The organism is Luteolibacter sp. LG18, from assembly GCF_036322585.1.
Taxonomy (GTDB): Bacteria; Verrucomicrobiota; Verrucomicrobiia; order Verrucomicrobiales; family Akkermansiaceae; genus Luteolibacter.
Genome location: NZ_AP024600.1, coordinates 4,982,934 through 5,000,462, shown reverse-complemented (window position 1 = coordinate 5,000,462; position 17,529 = coordinate 4,982,934). Strand labels below are relative to the sequence as shown.

The window sequence follows — 17,529 nt, the reverse complement described above, 5'->3', positions numbered from 1 at the left end:
TTCCGACTATGAGTTCACGGCACGTTGACCGCCCTAGAATCGAATACCTGCGCGTCCAGAATTACCGAGCGTTGCGCGACATCGAGTTGAAAGACCTGACGCCGCTGACAGTTTTTTTGGGTCCGAATGGTAGCGGCAAATCGACAATATTTGACGTGTTTGCATTTCTTGCCGAGAGCTTTGGTTCCGGTCTTCGTAAGGCATGGGATAAGCGCGGGCGATTTAAGGAGCTACGGACTCGAGGTGAGGATGGTCCGATTGTTTTCGAGGTAAAATATCGAGAAAAACGACGGAGTCCCCTCATCACCTATCATTTGGAAATTGGAGAGGATATTAAGGGGCCATACGTGGCCCGCGAGTTTTTGAGCTGGAAGCGAATGCACCCAGGGGCTCCATTTAAATTTCTTGATTTCGGGAAAGAGATTCCTGGTTCCGGAGAGGTTGTGACGGGAGACATGCCTGATGATCGGGATACCCGTACCTCGGAGCGTTTGGATTCTCGTGAGTTGCTAGCGGTGAATACACTCGGGCAGCTTGCAAAGCATCCGCGGGTGGGGGCATTGCGCCGTTTCATCACGGGATGGTATTTATCCTACCTTTCCGCCGATAACACGAGGGGTGTTCCAGAGGCTGGTCCCCAGGAGAGGCTTAGTTCCAGTGGTGATAACCTCCCGAATGTGATTCAATTTCTCAAAGAGGGGCACGAAGACAGACTGAATTTAGTTCTTCGCAAGCTAACCGAACGGGTGCCGAGGTTGGAGAAGGTGGACGCCGAGGTTATGCCGGATGGCCGATTGTTGCTTCAGGTGAAGGACGCTCCTTTTGAGCGACCTGTTATGGCGAAGTTTGCTTCGGATGGGACGCTTAAGATGTTGGCCTATCTCACTTTGCTTCATGATCCGGACCCTGCTCAATTAATTGGAATTGAGGAACCAGAGAATCAGCTTCATCCTCGTTTGCTTCCAGAGTTGGCCGAAGAATGCCGAAATGCTTCAGGCTCAGCCCAATTGATGGTTACCACACACTCCCCATTTTTCGTCAACGCTCTAAGGGCGGAAGAGGCATGGGTTCTCTACCGAACGGAAGATGGTTTTACTCAAGCGCGTCGGGCGTCTGATATGCTTGGGATCAAGGAGTTTATGGCGCAAGGAGCGCTGCTTGGAAATCTTTGGATGGAAGGTCACTTTGAAGCGGGAGATCCGTTGATTAATTCCGGTGGCGAGCGGCGCCCAGCTATCCGTAAGCGAATTCGAATCCGCTGAATCATGCACATTGAGTTGATTTTGGAGGAGCCGTCTGCGGAGGCCTTTTTTCAAGGGTTTTTTCCGCGAATCTTGCCTGCAGGAACAACGTGGAATCCTATTGTGTTCCAAGGTAAGGCCGACTTGCTTCTGCAGCTTGAGAAGCGGCTCAAGGGCTACAGTGCGTGGATTCCAGAGGATTGGAAGATTGTTGTTTTAGTGGACGAAGACCGCGAAGATTGTGGGCAGCTGAAAGAAAAACTGGAAGCTGCTGCTCGTGCTGCTGGTCTTTCTACCAAAAGCGCTCCGAAGCGCGGACGTTTCACGGTGTTGAATCGAATCGCAGTTGAGGAGATCGAAGCATGGTTTCTGGGTGATCCCATGGCAGTTTCGTCAATGTTTAAGGGTGTTTCTCCTTACTTTGGCAGCAAAGCTGGTTATCGAGATCCCGATGCCATTGCAGGCGGGACTTGGGAAGCGCTTGAACGTTTGCTTCAAAAGGCAGGCTACTATCCAGGCGGATTGGCGAAGATGGAAGTCGCTAGAAAAATGGCAGCGTGTCTTGATGCATCGAGAAACACATCGAAGAGTTTCCGGCATTTTGTGGAGGGGATTACGTCTCTCTTACATCATGCTGTATGATGCGGCTTTCGTCTGAGGTGTAGCGTAGAGAAGGGCGCGGAGCCAAGTAGGGCTGCTATACGTGCAATGGTTGCGATTGGTATAAAAACAAAAATGGCGGCCGGGTGGCCGCCATTTTGTTTGAGTGGAGTGTTGAGCAAGACTCCGCTTATTTCGGAATCTCGTTGAGCGTGTACCAGCCCTCCGGGTGCCAGAGGGAGTTGCCTTCGGCGGATTTCACGCCTTTGGCGGTGAGGTGGTGGACGTTGCCTTGGACGAGGCCGTCGATTTTCAGGCGGACCTTGGTCTTGTCAGGGGAGACGGTGGCGGAGGTGATCGTGGGGGTGGATTGATCGACCTCGGGGCTGCCGTATTTCGCCTGGTAGATGTAGGTGAACGTGTCCATCGCGTAGGAGGCCGGGTTGCCGGCGGTGGCGGGATCGACGGGACCGGTGAAGGTCAGTTCGAAGCCGTCCGGGCGGGCGCTCATGTCATGGATCTCGAAGGGCGTCTTGCCGGTCCAGCGGACGCGCTCGAAGGTGAACGGCTTGCTGCCACGCGAGGCCCAGCCGCGGTTGGTGCCGCCGACGAAGAGCGTGCCGTCCTCGGCCTGGCGCAGCGGGACGATGCCGGCCTCGAAGCCTTCGAGGAAGTGGAACACGGCACCTTGGTAGAGGCCGTTGACTTTCTCGAGGTTCACGCGCTGCACCTGGGAGTGCGTTTGCTCGCCGATGAGCATCTGCTTCTGCCATGGGCCGAACTTGCCGCCGCTGAGATCGCAGGCGATGCCGCTGGGCGATTGGCCGACCTTGCCGTGGGGCAGGATGACCGCGGGCGGGATGAACTCGGGGAACTTCTTCCGCTCGGTGAGGATGCGGGAGCCGTCGGTGGGCTGGGGCGGGGCAGGGAACTTGTCGCCGTGCCAGTTGTTGCCGGAGGGATTGCCTTGGAACGAGCCGGGCTTCAGCCACTTCAAGCCGGAGGAGCCGTTCCACGGTCCCTGGTTGTCGCAGTAGAAGGCGTCGCCATCCGCGTTGAACCCGATGCCGCCGGGGGAGCGGACGCCGGAGCAGGTGGGGATCATTTCACCCTTCGGCGTGACCCGCAGGGCCCAGCCGCGCCACGGCGACTCCGAGGTGAAGGAGCCGGTGAGGCAGAGCAGGACCCAGATGTTGCCATCCTTGTCCGGCGGGCTGCCGAAGGCGTATTCGTGGTAATCGCCATTGATGCCCCACTTGTCGCAGATCGTCTCGAAGGTGTCGGCGGTGCCGTCGCCATCGCTGTCCTTGATGCGGGTGACTTCGGGGCGCTGGGTGAGGTAGAGCCAGCCGTCCTTCCAGAACATGCCGAAAGGCTCGTGCAGGCCGCTGGCGAACTTCTTCCAGGTGACCTTGGTCAGGTCCTGGTCGTAGGCGCCGGTGCAGATCCACACGTCGCCGCGGCGGTCGCTCACGGCGATCTGTTTGTCCGGGAGCAACGCGATGGAGCCGAGCTCCAGCACCTCGTCGGTGGGAGTCGGGATGCGTTCGCGGATGTAGTATTCCTCCTGGCCGGCGTGGACGCCGCTGGAAAGAAGGGCGAGTGAGAGAAGAACGGATTTCATTTCCAGCGATAGGTGAGGGTGGTGGTCTGACCGGGGGTGAGGGTGATGACGAGTTTGTCCGCGCGAGGTGGCGGAAGAGGGCCGCTGAAGGCAACGAGGGCGTCCTTGCCAAGCGCGAGCTCGGCGGGGGACACCTTCTGGACCGGCAGCGTGTCCGTGATCACGAGGTCGACCGGGCTATCGCCGGTGAAAGTGAGGGTGCGCACCAGCGCGGGGGCGCTTTGGGAGCCGCCCGCCTTGTAGGAATCGAGCAAGCGGCCCTTGCCGATTTCCACGGCGAAGGTCGGGTTGCCCGCGGGATCGAGCTTGTAGCCGAGGAAGCGCGCGCCCTTGGGAAGCGCGGCGTTCTTGGACAGGTTGACCACGTCCTCGCCCGCGGGGGGCTCCGCGCCTTGGCCGCGTTCGGTCCAGTGGTGGCCACCGTCCATGAACTTGCCGTGCCAGATCAGTTCGGGTGCGAGGTTGTCCGCGCTCCAGGCGAAGTTGACGCCGCCGGGCAGGCCGATGCCGATCGCGCGGGGCGTGGTGCCCTTGATAAAGTTGCGGTAGATAGCGGCTTTCTCGGCGGTGGCTTCGATCGGGATCTCGGGCCACTTCGGCTTGGCGGATCCTTTCTTGGGGCTCAGCCAGGTCCAGGCCTTGTCGCCCTTCTTGCGCCAGGCGAGCTGGATTTCCTCCTGGCCCTCGAACTCGTAGTACTCCACGTGCAGTTTGTGCGCGCCCTTGGCGAGCTTCACCGTGGCGACCTTCTCGCGGCCTTCGAGCGGTCCGATGCCATCGATCACTCCGACGACGGAGCCATCGAGGACAAGGCGCATGCCATCGTCCGCGCCGAGGTGGAATTCATACTCGGCGTCGGCGGGAAGTTCGAGTCCGCCTTCCCACACCATGCCGAAGTGGTCTTTCCGTCCGGCCTTGGCGATCGAGACGATGCCGTTGTGTTCTTCCTCGGTGGCGGCGGCCTTCAGCTTGCTGAAGTCCGGGAGGTTCTTCCACGCGCCGTCATAGACGTAGGAAATGAGATCGGAAACCGGTGGCTTGATGTCCAGCGGGTGCTGCTTGAGCAGTTCGGCGGCGGTCCACGGTTCGGCACGGTTCGCGGTCGCGGCGCGAACGGTTTTCACGCGGGACGCCTCGACGGCCTCGGCCTTGTTCCCCCAGGAGGAACGCACGTAGGTGAGGATGGCGGCGATCTGGTCGTCCGGGAGCATGGCGCCCTGCGGTGGCATCTCGAGGTTCCAGGTCTTGCCGTTGACTTCCACCTCGCCGTGGATACCGGAGAGGAGGATCTTGATGGCGCGGTCCGGGTTTCCCATGGGCCACGGGGAACCGGCGAGCGGCGGGAATTGGCCTTCCTGCGCGCCTTCGCCATTGGTTCCATGGCAGGCGGCACAGTAGGTGGTGAACAATTGGCCGCCGTCCTGGGCCTCCGCGGAGGCGATCAGACAGGCGGCCACGGAGGCAATACTCAGTGCCGGAGGCACGGTACGGGCGGTGGGCTTCATGGGTTGCGATGGGAGATGGGAAGGCGGGGCATCAAGCGCCCGCCCGCAGGGCCAGCAGCCAATTCCCGTAACGGGCCGGCGTGCCGCGATCTGTCGGCTGGATCGTGGAATCCGAGGCGCAGAGCGATTTTACTAGATCTTCAGTAGGTGCGCCCGCGGCGATGGCGGCGCGCATGGCGGCACCGAGCGCGGCGGAGTTGCTCACGGAAAGGCGGCTGACCGGCACGCCGAACACATCGGCGAAAACCCGGGCGATGCCGTTGTTCTTCGAGGCTCCGCCGGTGAGGCAGAGCTCGGTGGGCTTCAGGTGCATCCACTCGAGCTGGCGCAGGAGGTTGAACGCCTGGCCTTCGAGGAAGGCTCGCACGCGCTGCGGCGTGGCGAGGGATGTGTCGGCTTCAGAGAGTCCTCCCGGTCGCTTCGGGGTGATCTCATCCGCCACGAAGGGGATGGTGGTCGCGGTTTCCGGCAGATCGGCGTCGCCTGCGGCTTCGAAGGCGGACCAATCCGCGCCGAGCTGGTCGCGGAAAGCCTCGCGGGCCAGCGAGCCATTGCGGATGCAGGCGAGGGTCATGTAGCCGCCGAGCGGATTGCCGAACACGTGGCCGCAGCCCTCCGGATCGGTGCGGGGCTCGGTCATGGCCGCGAAGAGCGTGTCGCTGGTGCCGAGGCTCACGACCACGCGGCCCGGCGTGGCGGCACCCATGCCGACCAGCGAGCTCGGATTGTCGCCGGAGAACGGCAGCACGATGCAGGACGGATCGAATCCGAAGCGCTGCACGAGCCAGGCGGACACGGTGCCGCAGGGCTTCGAGGCCGGGCTCACCGGCGGCAATTTCGCGGCCAGATCCGGGGCGGTGGCGGCGAGGAGGCCGGCGTCCCAATCCTCGGCGGCGAGGTTCATGAGGTTCATGCCCGCGCCATCACCGGTATCGATGGGGGCGTCCGCGCCGATGAGCAGGCTGCAGAGGAAAGAGCTGACGAGATGGATGCGGGCGGTGTCCGCGTAGCCCTGCGGATCGCGTTTGTAGAACGCGCGGATCTGCGGGCCGGTGAAGCGTTCCACCGCCACCGAGCCGCTGCGGGCGCAGACGACTTCGGCGCCGCCGAGCGTGGCGGCGATCTCCGCGCACTCCGCGGAGGTGGTGCCATCCATCCAGATCGGGGAGGTGGCGCGGGAATAGATGCCCTCCAATTGCGGGCCCAGCGGCCGCGCGGGATCAAGCGTCGCGAGGCGGGCGGCGAATCCTTCCTTGAGATACACGCTGCCGTGCTGCTGGCCGGAGCCGGAAATGGCGGTCACGCCGGAAAGCGGCCAGCCGGCGTCCTTCATGCGCTGCACCAGCACATCCAGCGCGGCCACCCACAGGCGCGGGTCGGCGTGGACCTGGCCGTCCGACAGGTTTTCCAAAAAGCCGCGCGGCGAGGCGTAGTCCGTCAATTCACCGAAGGGGAGGCTCAGCTCGTGGGTGATGCGGAGGGTGTCGAGGTCCAGCAGGACCGCGGACAGGCTTTGGGTGGAACTGTCGAAACCGAGGGCGTGGGGCATGGGAAGGGAGTCGTAGGGCTTGGAAAGAAAAAGGGCCTCCCCGGCCTGCTCCGATGAGGGAGGCAGGCTGGGGAGCAGGCGGGGAGGCAGGGCTTGTAGGGATGGTGGTCCGGATCAGCGGACGCCCATCAGCAGCTCCATGGTGAGCTGGTCGAGCTGCTCGTATGGCAGGCGCTTGGTGGCGAGCTCGTGGCGGTCGAAGGACGCCTCGGAGATCGACTTGACGCTGGCCTTCGAGGTGCTCTTGAGGAGCTTGGCGATCTTCTCGTCACCGGCGGTGATGTTCTTCACCAGCGCCTGGATGTCCTTGTCGGTGTTCCAGCGCTTCGCCTTGTCGGCGAGGATTTCGTAGGTGCGCATGTTGCCGGAGGCGAACCACTTCAGGTCCTCGAAATCGCTGGCGCGGTAGGCGTGGCAGTCGAAGGAACGCGGGGCGCTGTAGTTGTGGTCCTCGAGGATCTTCACGAGGTGGAAGCAGTGCTTCAGGTTCGCGGAGCCGAAGCGGAAGTCCTGGTCGTAGCGGCCGAACTCCTGGTCGTTGAGGTCGATGTGGAAGAGCTTCTTCGCGTCGAGGGCGGCGGCGATCTGGTGGACGAAGTTGAGGCCGGCCATGTGCTCGTGCGCCACTTCCGGGTTCACGCCGAACATGTCCGGGTGATCCAGCGTCTGGATGAAGGCGAGGTAGGAACCGGTGACGGCGTTGTAGATGTGGCCGCGGGGCTCGTTCGGCTTGGCTTCGAGCGCGAACTTGTAGCCGTAGCCCTTCTCGATGTTGTAGGCGGCGAGGAGGTTGAAGGCCTGGCGGGTGTGCAGGATGGCCTGGTAGGGGTCCTTGTGGGCATCGGATTCGGCGCCTTCACGGCCGCCCCAGAGCACGAAGATCTTGGCGCCGAACTCGGCACCGAGGTCCATGGCGCGGAAGGTCTTCTGCACGGCGTAGGCGCGCACGGCCGGATCATGGCTGGTGAACGCACCGTCCTTGAACACCGCTTCGGTGAACAGGTTCACGGTCGCCATCGGCACCTTCAGCTTGTTGCGCTTCAGGGCGGCGGAGAAGTCGCGCTTGATCTCGGCGACTTCACCGGCGGTGGCGTCGATCGGGATCAGGTCGTTGTCGTGGAAGTTCACACCGTAGGCACCGGCTTCACCCACCAGGTCACAGATCTGGGCGGGGGAGAGCTCCGGGCGGGTGGGAAGGCCGAAGGGGTCGCGGCCGACGTTGCCGACGGTCCAGAGGCCGAAGGTGAACTTGTACTTGGGATTCGGTTTCCAGGTCATGTGGATAGGTGATGGGATTGCCGTTAACGAACTTTTGACCCCCGCCCGATGCTCTCGGCGGTGTCATTCATCGTTCCAGCATTGAACTATGAATCGGACTTGTTCGCAACGTCCCGCTCGTGTCATAAATTTATCCACAGCGAACATCCAATGTCCGATCGCCTCATCAACCTCACCCGCGTGAACCACGGCCGCCACGGCACCGACACGGTGTTCGGCGAGGCCTTCTACACTCCCGGCGGCATCTGTGGCCCGCGCATCCAGCAGGACTGGCAGATCGTCATCCTGCTCAGCGGCTCCGGGATTTCCTGTGTCGGCGAGGAGAAGCGCCCGTTCGAGCCCGGCCAAGCCACGCTGCAGGTGCCCGGTCAGCATGAAACGGTGGTTTACGCGCCGGAAAGCCCGACCCACCACACCTGGGTGGCGGTGAAACCGGAGGCGGTCCCGCCGGAGCTGGCGGAGGCGCTGGTGGCCGCTCCGAAGGTGATCCAGGTGTCCGATTCGCTCTCGAAGATCATGGACATGGTGATGGCCCAGCCGCGCTACGAGGGGCCGCTCAATACCCGCTGGGTGGACCACATGGGGCTGGCGGCGCTTTTATCCTACCTGTGCGTCACGGAATCCTCGTCCGGGCTGCGCCAGCAATCGGTGGTGGAGGTGGCGATCCGCCACATGGAGCAGCATCTGGCCGATCCGGAATGCCTGGCGACGGCGGCGATGGCGGCCTCGGTGACGCCGCAGCATCTGGCGCGGCGGTTCCAGGCGGAAATCGGCCTGCCGCCCTCCGAGTGGTTGTGGCGGCTGCGGCTGGAACGCGCGTCCGATTTCCTGCTCCACAGCGGGCTTTCGGTGGGGGAGATCGCGGAACGCTGCGGGTTCAAGACGATCCAGCACTTCTCGAGGCGCTTCCACGACCAGTTCGGGAGATCACCCGCGAAGCACCGGCGGGAAGCGTGGAATGCACCGGTGAAGAGGTGAAGGGAGCGCCCTCACTGCGGCGCTTGGTTTTCGTCCCGCAGCTTGAGGACATCGGAGTGGGAAAGGGCGGCGTCGAAGATGTAGACCTCGTCGATATCGCCGCGGAAGAAGCGGCGCTTGTCCGTGGAGCCCGGTTTGGTGTTGTTCGTGATGTCCCGGCCCAGCCACACGCCGTGGGGGGCATTCTCGATCTCGGTGCTGATCTCGCGGAGGGCGCGGCGGGAGATCGGTTCCAGCTTCCCATCAAGGTAGATCATCACGTGCGTGCCCACGTTGGGCTGGGAGCCTCCGTAGAGCACGGCGGCCACGTGATGCCACTGGTCATCGCGGAGATCGGTGCTGCCGACGATCTGGCCCTGGTGGGTGCCCACCCGGATGCGTCCGATCGGGCCATCCACGGGCAGCGGATTGACCGCGATCTGCCAGACACCGCCCGGGTGTTCGGACACGAAATTTCCCCACGAAACGATGGCGAAGCCTTCCTCGGTCTGGAAATCCTTCGGCACCTTGACCCAGAACGAGACGGTGCGCGGGGCCGCGCCGCCGATGCCGCGGAAATCGCTCTCCGCGTAGGCCTGGTTGCCATCGAAGCGCAGCGCGTGGCCATACACGCCCTCACTGGCATACGGCGGGGGAAAGGTACCCCGGGAGAGCAGCCGGAACTCCTTCGGCCCGGGAAGCATGCCGTCGCTGACGGCTGGTGTGGTGGCATTGGCGATCGTGTCGAGCGGCCAATGGACCTGGTTCACGGTCTTGGCATGCGTGGGCGGCATGGCGGTGTAGAACTCGCCAAGGTCTGCCGGGATGCTTTCGCCGCCATTGGCAAAGCGCAGGGCCTTGTCGCGGGTGAGCTTGACCTTGCCTCCACCATTCGGGAAGGCTTCCACCTCGCCCTCCAGCACGTGCGTTTCGGTGTCGCCCTTGTCGCCCACGGAGACGGCGAACTCGGTGCCGAGGTCGACCACCGCGCCACCCGGGGTTTCCATGCGGTAGCCGTGGCCGGCGGGCGTCACGCGCATCACCACGCGGCCCCGATGGAGGATCGACTTGTCCGCCGCGGCGAATTCCAGATCGGCGGGGCCTTCCACGACCATCTTGCCGCGTTTGCCCACCTGGAGCTCGACCAAGCCGGATTCGAAGGAAAGGTGCTGGCCGGACTTGAGGTGGCTGCCGGCATCGAACTCCACGCCTTGGCCCCAGGTGACGGTTTCCACGCGTGCGACGGTGGCCACGGCGCGGTGTTTGCCCGCGAGAAACATCCAGCCGGTGAGGCACAGCGCCACGGCGGCGGCCGCGGCGAGCCGGTATTGGAAGCGGCGGCCGCGGCGGACCTTACCCTTCACGGCGTCGACGAAATCCTCCTGCTCGGCGGCCTTCACCGCCTTCAGAATGCCTTGGAGGCGGCGTTCGCGGGAGAATTCGTCTTCCATCGCGACGCCGAGCAGGCCGTGCAAGGCGGTGAGTTCCGAAAGCCGCGCGCGCAGGGCCGGGTCGGCTTTCGCGGCCTCGTGGAGGCGGGCGATTTCCTCCGGTGTCGCGTCGCCCTCGATCATGCGGGAGATGGTGTCGTCGTGGGCGTTCATGTGCCTGGGGATTCCAGCTTCTTTTTCACGCAGTCGGCCAGTGCTTCCCGCATCCGGTGGAGCTGCATCGTCAGTGCGGAGTAACCGCGCCCGACCTCATCGGCCAGTTCGCGGACGCTTTTTCCCTGCACGTAGCGGCCGTCGAGCAATTCGCGGGCCGGGCCGTCGATCCGGTGCAGGCACTCCCGCAGCGCGTCCAGCGCGGCCCCTCCCTGGTCGGCGTGGTGGGGCTCCGTGTCCATGAGGGCCTGGAGTTCCTCACTGCCGCCGATGCAGTCCTCGCGTCGTTTCCGGATGAAATTCCGGAGGTGGTTCAGGGCGATGCCGCGTAGCCACGATTCGAACGGGGCTTCGCCGCGGAAATCGCGGATCCGGCGGAAGGCGGTGACGAACACATCCTGGGCCAGATCGTCCGCGGCGGACCAGTTCCGGATCCGGGCGCGGAGATAGCCGCGGATCCAGCCCTCGTGTTGGCGCACGAGTTCCCCGAAGGCGTCGAGATCGCCTTCGCGGCTGCGGTCGAGAGCGGTTGGGGGTGGTGCGTCCGACATGATTCCTTCCGGGGGTGTGCCAGGCTGTCGAAACTATCACAAAAAAATCCCGATTGGGGAACCATGCGAGTAATGGTCCGGTGTGAAAAAGCAGGGTCCGGCCCGTGGGCGGAATCCCTTATTTCGTCTGCCGTGACGGGGAGTGCCGAAAATGCCAACAATCACGGCGCTTTTGGCATACACGCTCACGCCCGTTCTCCTCATGTTGTCCGGGACATACGGCACCTGCCTGGCGATCGGACCGGGCCGCCAAGTCACGGTTTTCTTTGGGTACATGCAATGCAATGAGTGTGGCCGGGCGGCAACGCCCGGCCACAGGCGTTTCCGGGAAGGGAGCGGCCGGAAATGCGATTTTTGATCACGGCTGCATTTTTCCTGTGGCATGGTGTGCGACCGGCGACACCCCCTCAGTGCCGGATCGAAACGGCATCCAAATCATGTTCTTGCGAAACCTACGCCACCCAGTTCTTGGCCTCGCCCTCGCCGGGTTGATCCACGCGGAGCCCGTGAGCGTCTCGGGCATTTATCCCGGACTGGCCTATTTCAACAACGAGGGGGAATGCGGCACCGGTGCGGTTGTGCCCTGGGCCGACCGCCTGTGGGTGATCACCTACGCCCCCCACGCGCCGACCGGATCCAGCGACAAGCTCTATGAGATCACCCCGGACCTGAAATCGATCACCCACCCGGAGAGCATCGGCGGCACGCCCGCGAACCGGATGATCCACAAAGAGAGCAACCAGCTTTTCATCGGGCCCTACGCGATCGACGCCCAGCGGAACGTCCGCGTCATCCCGGTGAAGGCGATGTACGGCCGCATGACCGGTAATGCCCGGCACCTCACCGACCCGGCGAACAAGATCTACTACGCCACCATGGAGGAGGGGATCTACGAGGTGGACGTCCACAGTCTCGCCGTGACGGAACTCTGGCGCGATGAGCAGAAAAAAGACGGTCGCCATTCCGACCTGCCCGGCTACCACGGCAAGGGCCTTTACTCAGGCCAGGGCCGCTTGATTTACGCGAACAACGGCGACCACGCCGCTGAGGCGACCACCAATCCGGCCGCACCTTCGGGTGTGCTGGCCGAGTGGGACGGCAAGGCGGACAAGTGGACCGTCATCCGCCGCAACCAGTTTACCGATGTCACCGGTCCCGGGGGCATCACCGGCAATCCGTCGGCGGGCACCGATCCGGTATGGACCATCGGTTGGGACTACCGCTCGCTGATTTTCATGTGCCTGAATCATGGGAAGTGGACGGCCTACCGCCTGCCGAAGGGCTCGCATTCCTACGATGGAGCCCACGGTTGGAACACGGAATGGCCGCGCATCCGGGACATCGGCCAGAAGGACTATCTCATGACGATGCACGGGACGTTCTGGAAATTCCCGGCCACCTTCGACTCCACGCACTCGGCCGGAATCACCCCGCTTTCGAATTACCTCAAGGTCATCGGCGACTTCTCGCGCTGGAAGGACAAGGTCGTGTTCGGATGCGACGACACGGCGAAGGCCGAGTTCCTCAACAAGAACAAGGCGAAGGGCGAAATCGCCGCCCCGCAGTCCCAGTCGAACCTCTGGTTTGTCGATCCCGGCAAGCTCGCCGACTTCGGGCCGGTCATCGGTCGCGGAGCGGTGTGGCAGTCGGAAGCGGTGAAGCGCAACGTGCCCTCCGATCCCTACCTCTTCTCCGGCTATGAGAAGAAGGGACTGCATCTCTCCGCGGATGTCGGTCGTTCCGGACTGGTGCCGGTGGTCACGGTGGAGGTGGACGCGAAGGGCGACGGCCAGTGGAAGACGCTGACCAAGATCAAGGTCGACAAGCCCGCGCAGTGGATCGATCTCTCGGCGATGGAAGGGGCGTGGATCCGCCTGACCTCGGACAGCGATCTCACCAAGGCGACCGCGTTCTTCCAATACTCCAACAAGGACACCCGCGGCGACCTCGCCGATGAGATGTTCAGCGGCTTGGCGAAGGCCTCCGAGACCAATCTCACCGGCGGTGTGATCCGGGCGCGGGCGAAGAATGCGCGGACCCTGGCGCTCGCCGCCAGCTCGCCGCAGGGGGACATCGGCTATTACGAACTCGATGGCGATCTCAAGCTGAAGCGCGTCGATGACCCCGCGCTTCTGGAAGACACCAAGAAGGAGACGGCCATTCCTTCGGGAGCGGTTTCCGTCGATGCGGCTTCGGTGGTCTATGTGGATGAAAAGGGCAGCCGCTGGCGTCTGCCGAAGGGCGATCCGTCCTTCGATCAGGTGGGGCCGCTGGGAGAAGCCCGCGTGTGCCGCGAGGTTTCCACGGAGCGGAATCTCTTCAACGCCGGTGGCATCTTCTACGAGCAGCCCGCGAACAACGCCGGCGGCTTTGCCAAGGCCCGCGCCGTGGCGACCCACAACCTGCGCATCCAGGACTACTGCTCCTACCGCGGCATGTTCGTCATGACCGGCGTGGCCAATGGCCAGGGTGCCGACAACCCGCACATCATCCGCTCCGACGATGGCAAGGCCGCCCTCTGGGCGGGTGCGATCGACGATGTCTGGAAGCTCGGCAAGCCGCGCGGCAAGGGCGGCCCGTGGAAGGAAACAACGGTCAAGGCCGGTGTTCCGTCCGATCCCTACCTCCTGACCGGCTTCGACCAGAAGACGCTCGTGATCACCACGAAGTCTCCGGCGACCGTCCGAGCGCAGATCGATCTCACCGGATCGGGCGAATGGGTGGACTACGCCACCTTCAAGGTGGACGGCACTTTCCAGCACCAGTTCCCGGACGCGTTCCAAGCCTACTGGATCCGCTTCACCAGCGACACGGACAACGTGGCGACGGCGCAGTTGGATTACCGCTGATTGAAGAACACGACAAAGGCCGGACCTGGGATGGGTCCGGCCTTTTTGATGAAAAGGGGTCGTGAGGGCTCGCAAGTGGGAAACTTGCGCTTCACTTGATCTCCATGCCGCTCTTCGGGGAGATCCATTTCACCACCACGCCGTCCTGAAGGAGGGCCTTGGCTTGGATCGGACGCACGCCGAAGATCGTCTCGCCGCTGTATTCGAGGATGCCGGTCTGGTATTTCTCACCGCCGATGGTTTCCGGTTCGGTGGCTTTCCAGGAGATCGGCTTGCCGGCGGAGAGTTCCTTGAAATTGCCGGTCTGAACGCTGCGCTGCATTGCTTTCACGATTTGCTCCTCGTTCAGCATCAGAGCGGAGGAAGCGGCCTTCGGCTCTTCCTTGGCTTCTTCCTTCGGAGCTTCCTGCTTGGGTTCCTCCATTTTCGGCTCGACCGGGGTGGCGGGCTGCACTGGGGCCGGCTCGGGTTTCGGTTCCGGAGCGGGTTCCGGCTTGGGCTCGGGTTCCACCGGTGGCGTCACCGGCTCCGGCTTTGGTTCCACCACGGGAGCGGGCGGCTCGGGAATGGGCTCCGGTTTCGGCTCCACCTTCGGGGTGAGAGCTGGGATTACGTCGGTGGCGGAAGGCGTTTCCTCCTTCACCACACGCTTCTTCGCCGCCGGCTTCTCCCCGGTGAGGGTCGGGCGCAGGGTCGGCTCCGCGAAATACCCGGCGGCTCCTGCGATGGCGACGGCAAGAATCGTGTTGGTTAAGTTCATGGTCGGGAGATACGTAGCGGAGCGGCGAATCTTGGGAAGATTTTTCGGGTGGGCCGGGGGCAGGTGCATGCCGGTTTCCCTCCTCCATGAACGCCCCGGAGCGGGATGGTTGCAACTTGGAACTTGGAAGTTCCGGTCCGCCCCATTCTCCTCCCGGCATGCCCCGTCTTTTCCTGCTCGATGGCATGGCGCTCGTCTACCGGGCCCACTTTGCCTTCATCCAGAATCCCATCCGCAACTCGAAGGGGATCAACACGTCCGCGCTCTACGGGTTCATCAACACCCTGCTGACGATTCTGGAAAAGGAAAAGCCGACTCACCTCGGCGTGGCCTTCGATACCTCCGCGCCGACCGCCCGCCACGTCCGGTTCCCGGCCTACAAGGCGCAGCGAGATGAAATGCCGGAGGAGCTGGCTGCCGCGATCCCGGAGGTGAAGCGCCTGTGCGCCGCCTTTCACATCCCGGTGCTGGAACTCGATGGCTACGAGGCGGACGACATCATCGGCACGCTAGCGCTGCGCGCGGAGCCGGAGGGCTTCGAGACCTACATGGTCACCCCGGACAAGGATTTCGCCCAGCTCCTCAGCCCGACCACTTTCATGTGGAAGCCCGGCAAGAAGGGATCGGAGCACGAGATCATCGATCTGGCGAAGCTCCCGGAAATCTGGGGCGTGAACCAGGCCACGCAGATCATTGACCTGCTGGGGCTGATGGGGGACACGGTCGACAACATTCCCGGCGTCCCGGGCATCGGTCCGAAGACCGCCCAGAAGCTCATTGCCGATTTTCATTCGGTGGAGGAGCTGCTGAAGAACACCGCGAAGCTGAAGGGCAAGCAGAAGGAAAATCTGGAGGCCTACGCCGACCAGGCGCTGCTTTCCAAGGAGCTGGCCACCATCGACCGCGCGGTGCCGATCGAGGTGACGTGGGACGCGCTGGAGCTTTCGTCCCGCGACGATGAAGCAGTGAAGGCGTTGTTCACCGAGTTCGAATTCCGCACGCTGACGAAACGCCTGTTCGGCGAGAATGGCGCGAAGGCGGAGTCAGTCGAAGCGGTGGCGATGGAAGCCGCGGAGTCGACCTTGTTCGACACCTTCAAAACGATCTGCGAGGTCGATCACACCTATCACCTCGCGGACACGCCGGAGAAACAGGCGGAGTTGTTCGCGGCGCTCAAAGGGCTGTCGTCGTTCTGTTTCGACATCGAGACGACCGCGCTCGACCGCTTCGAGGCGAAGCTGCTCGGCGTGGCGTTTTCCTGGAAGGCGCACGAGGGCTGGTATCTGCCGTATGTCGATGCCCTTTATGAGCCGTTGAAGGAGGTGCTGACGTCATCGGCGGAGAAGATCGGGCACAACCTGAAGTATGATCTCTCCGTGCTGCTGCATCACGGCATCCGTGTGGAAGGGCCGTTCTTCGACACCATGCTGGTGGATTCGCTCGTCGCCCCGGAGCGCCGCCATGGCATGGACTACCTTTCGGAAACGCTGCTCGGCTACACGCCCGTGAAGCTGAAGGACATCGCCACCGCCTTGCCCGCGCCCGCGGACGAGGGGGCAGGGGATCTCTTCGCCTTTGCCGCGGAGAAGAAGGTGTCCAAGGAACTCGACATGACCGCGATCCCGCTGGCGGTGCTGGCGGAATACGCCGCGGAGGACGCGGATGTGACCTTCCAGCTCGCGGAGAAATTGCGTCCGCTGCTGGCGGCTTCCGGCCAGGAAGCGGTCTATCACGACATCGAGGGCAAGCTCCTGCCGGTGCTGGTGGCCATGGAAATGGAAGGCATCGCCGTGAATTCCGGCGCGCTGGGCACCATCGGCGCGGAACTCCAGACCCGCATCGACGAGCTGGCCGTTTCGATCCGCAACCACGCGGGCAGCGATTTCAATCTCGGTTCGCCCAAGCAGCTCGGCGAGGTGCTCTTCGACCGCCTCGGCCTGGCCGACAAGGCGAAGAAGACCAAGACCGGCCAATACAAGACCGATGAGGCCACGCTGCTCTCGCTGGAGGGCAAGCACCCGATCATCGCGGACATCCTCGCCTGGCGCGAGGCCAGCAAGCTGAAGTCGACCTACCTCGACGCGCTGCCGAAATACATCGTCGCCGAGACCGGTCGCATCCACACCACCTTCCACCAGCTCGTGGCCGCCACCGGCCGCCTCGCTTCCACCGATCCGAATCTCCAGAACATTCCGATCCGTTCGGAAGCGGGCCGCAGCATCCGCAAGGCCTTCGTGCCGCGCGCGGGCTTCACGCTGCTGTCGTGCGACTACTCGCAGATCGAACTGCGGGTGATGGCCGGGCTTTCCGGTGATGCCTCGATGGCGGATGCGTTCCGCCGCAACCTGGACATCCACACTGCCACCGCCGCCAAGGTGTTCGGCGTGGAGGAAAGCGCCGTGACCCGTGACATGCGCAGCACCGCGAAGATGGTGAACTTCGGCATCATCTACGGCATCTCCGCCTTCGGCCTCAGCCAGCGGCTTTCGATTCCCCGTGCCGAGGCTGCCTCGATCATCGACGCCTATTTCCGCGAGTATCCGGCGATCCGCGAGTTCATGGACCGCACCGTCACCGAGGCCCGTGAAACCTGCCAGGTGCAGACGCTCACCGGTCGCCGCCGTTCACTGCCGGACCTTGCCTCCGGAAACCAGAGCATCCGCGGCAATGCCGAGCGCGCCGCGATCAATACCCCCATCCAGGGCACGTCCGCGGACATGATCAAGCTGGCCATGATCCGGATCGACGCCCTGTTACGGGAAGGATCGTACAAGACGCGGATGCTGCTCCAGGTGCACGACGAACTCGTGTTCGACCTCGCGCTCGACGAGAAGGACGAGCTGGTTCCGAAGATCCTCGATGCGATGCGAAATGCCCTGCCTCTGCCCGACGGCGTGCCGGTGGAGGTGGAAGCGGGCACCGGCGACAACTGGCTGGCGGCGCATTGACCCGGCCTGTCACGAATCCGTTTCCTCCGCCACCTTCACGGCGGCGCTTCTGTTAGGCAGGTA

The 17,529-nt window shown here is 63.3% G+C and carries 12 protein-coding genes; 5 read left to right on the top strand and 7 right to left on the bottom strand.

Features of this window, described 5'->3' with window-relative positions; all coding sequences use genetic code 11:
* The first annotated feature begins 8 nt into the window (after positions 1–8).
* The gene (locus llg_RS19970; RefSeq protein WP_338286791.1) at positions 9–1,262 is read left to right on the top strand and encodes an AAA family ATPase; all 1,254 of its coding nucleotides are present in this window, start codon (positions 9–11) and stop codon (positions 1,260–1,262) included.
* Between the two features lie 3 nt (positions 1,263–1,265).
* Complete coding sequence (locus llg_RS19965; protein ID WP_338286790.1) at positions 1,266–1,883, top strand: DUF4276 family protein; 618 nt, start codon at positions 1,266–1,268, stop codon at positions 1,881–1,883.
* A 148-nt stretch (positions 1,884–2,031) separates the two neighbouring features.
* Here llg_RS19965 and llg_RS19960 read toward each other — a convergent pair whose 3' ends face one another.
* From llg_RS19960 to xylA, 4 genes are all read right to left on the bottom strand, one after another.
* On the bottom strand, positions 2,032–3,465 hold the full coding sequence (locus llg_RS19960; RefSeq protein WP_338286789.1) for a hypothetical protein: 1,434 nt from the start codon (positions 3,463–3,465) through the stop codon (positions 2,032–2,034).
* A complete protein-coding gene (locus tag llg_RS19955; protein ID WP_338286788.1) occupies positions 3,462–4,970 on the bottom strand; it encodes a c-type cytochrome in 1,509 nt (502 codons plus the stop codon). The genes llg_RS19960 and llg_RS19955 overlap by 4 nt, the downstream gene beginning before the upstream one ends.
* A 31-nt stretch (positions 4,971–5,001) precedes the next feature.
* On the bottom strand, positions 5,002–6,519 hold the full coding sequence (locus llg_RS19950) for an FGGY-family carbohydrate kinase (RefSeq protein WP_338286787.1): 1,518 nt from the start codon (positions 6,517–6,519) through the stop codon (positions 5,002–5,004).
* Between the two features lie 114 nt (positions 6,520–6,633).
* Positions 6,634–7,797 (bottom strand): xylose isomerase, encoded by a 1,164-nt coding sequence (gene xylA, locus llg_RS19945; protein ID WP_338286786.1) that lies wholly within the window; start codon positions 7,795–7,797, stop codon positions 6,634–6,636.
* A gap of 150 nt (positions 7,798–7,947) precedes the next feature.
* Between xylA and llg_RS19940 the strand changes: the two genes are divergently transcribed.
* Positions 7,948–8,775: a helix-turn-helix domain-containing protein gene (locus llg_RS19940; protein WP_338286785.1), complete on the top strand. Its 828-nt coding sequence runs from the start codon at positions 7,948–7,950 to the stop codon at positions 8,773–8,775.
* Between the two features lie 11 nt (positions 8,776–8,786).
* Here the strand turns inward: llg_RS19940 and llg_RS19935 are convergent, their stop codons facing one another.
* Both llg_RS19935 and llg_RS19930 read right to left on the bottom strand, forming a co-directional pair.
* Positions 8,787–10,358 carry a LamG-like jellyroll fold domain-containing protein gene (locus tag llg_RS19935; protein ID WP_338286784.1) on the bottom strand — a complete coding sequence of 524 codons (1,572 nt, stop codon included), beginning with the start codon at positions 10,356–10,358 and terminating at the stop codon, positions 8,787–8,789.
* Entirely contained in the window at positions 10,355–10,909 is a 555-nt protein-coding gene (locus llg_RS19930; RefSeq protein ID WP_338286783.1) for a sigma-70 family RNA polymerase sigma factor, read from the bottom strand. The genes llg_RS19935 and llg_RS19930 overlap by 4 nt, the downstream gene beginning before the upstream one ends.
* A 437-nt stretch (positions 10,910–11,346) precedes the next feature.
* Here llg_RS19930 and llg_RS19925 point away from each other — a divergent pair, with 437 nt between their 5' ends.
* Positions 11,347–13,758 (top strand): hypothetical protein, encoded by a 2,412-nt coding sequence (locus tag llg_RS19925; protein WP_338286782.1) that lies wholly within the window; start codon positions 11,347–11,349, stop codon positions 13,756–13,758.
* A 91-nt stretch (positions 13,759–13,849) separates the two neighbouring features.
* On the opposite strand, the gene llg_RS19920 is transcribed toward llg_RS19925, so the two are convergent.
* Complete coding sequence (locus llg_RS19920; protein ID WP_338286781.1) at positions 13,850–14,518, bottom strand: hypothetical protein; 669 nt, start codon at positions 14,516–14,518, stop codon at positions 13,850–13,852.
* A gap of 158 nt (positions 14,519–14,676) precedes the next feature.
* On the opposite strand from llg_RS19920, the gene polA reads away from it, so the two are divergent.
* Positions 14,677–17,466, top strand: a complete 2,790-nt coding sequence (polA, locus tag llg_RS19915; RefSeq protein WP_338286780.1) for a DNA polymerase I — start codon at positions 14,677–14,679, stop codon at positions 17,464–17,466.
* The last annotated feature ends 63 nt before the right edge of the window (positions 17,467–17,529 follow it).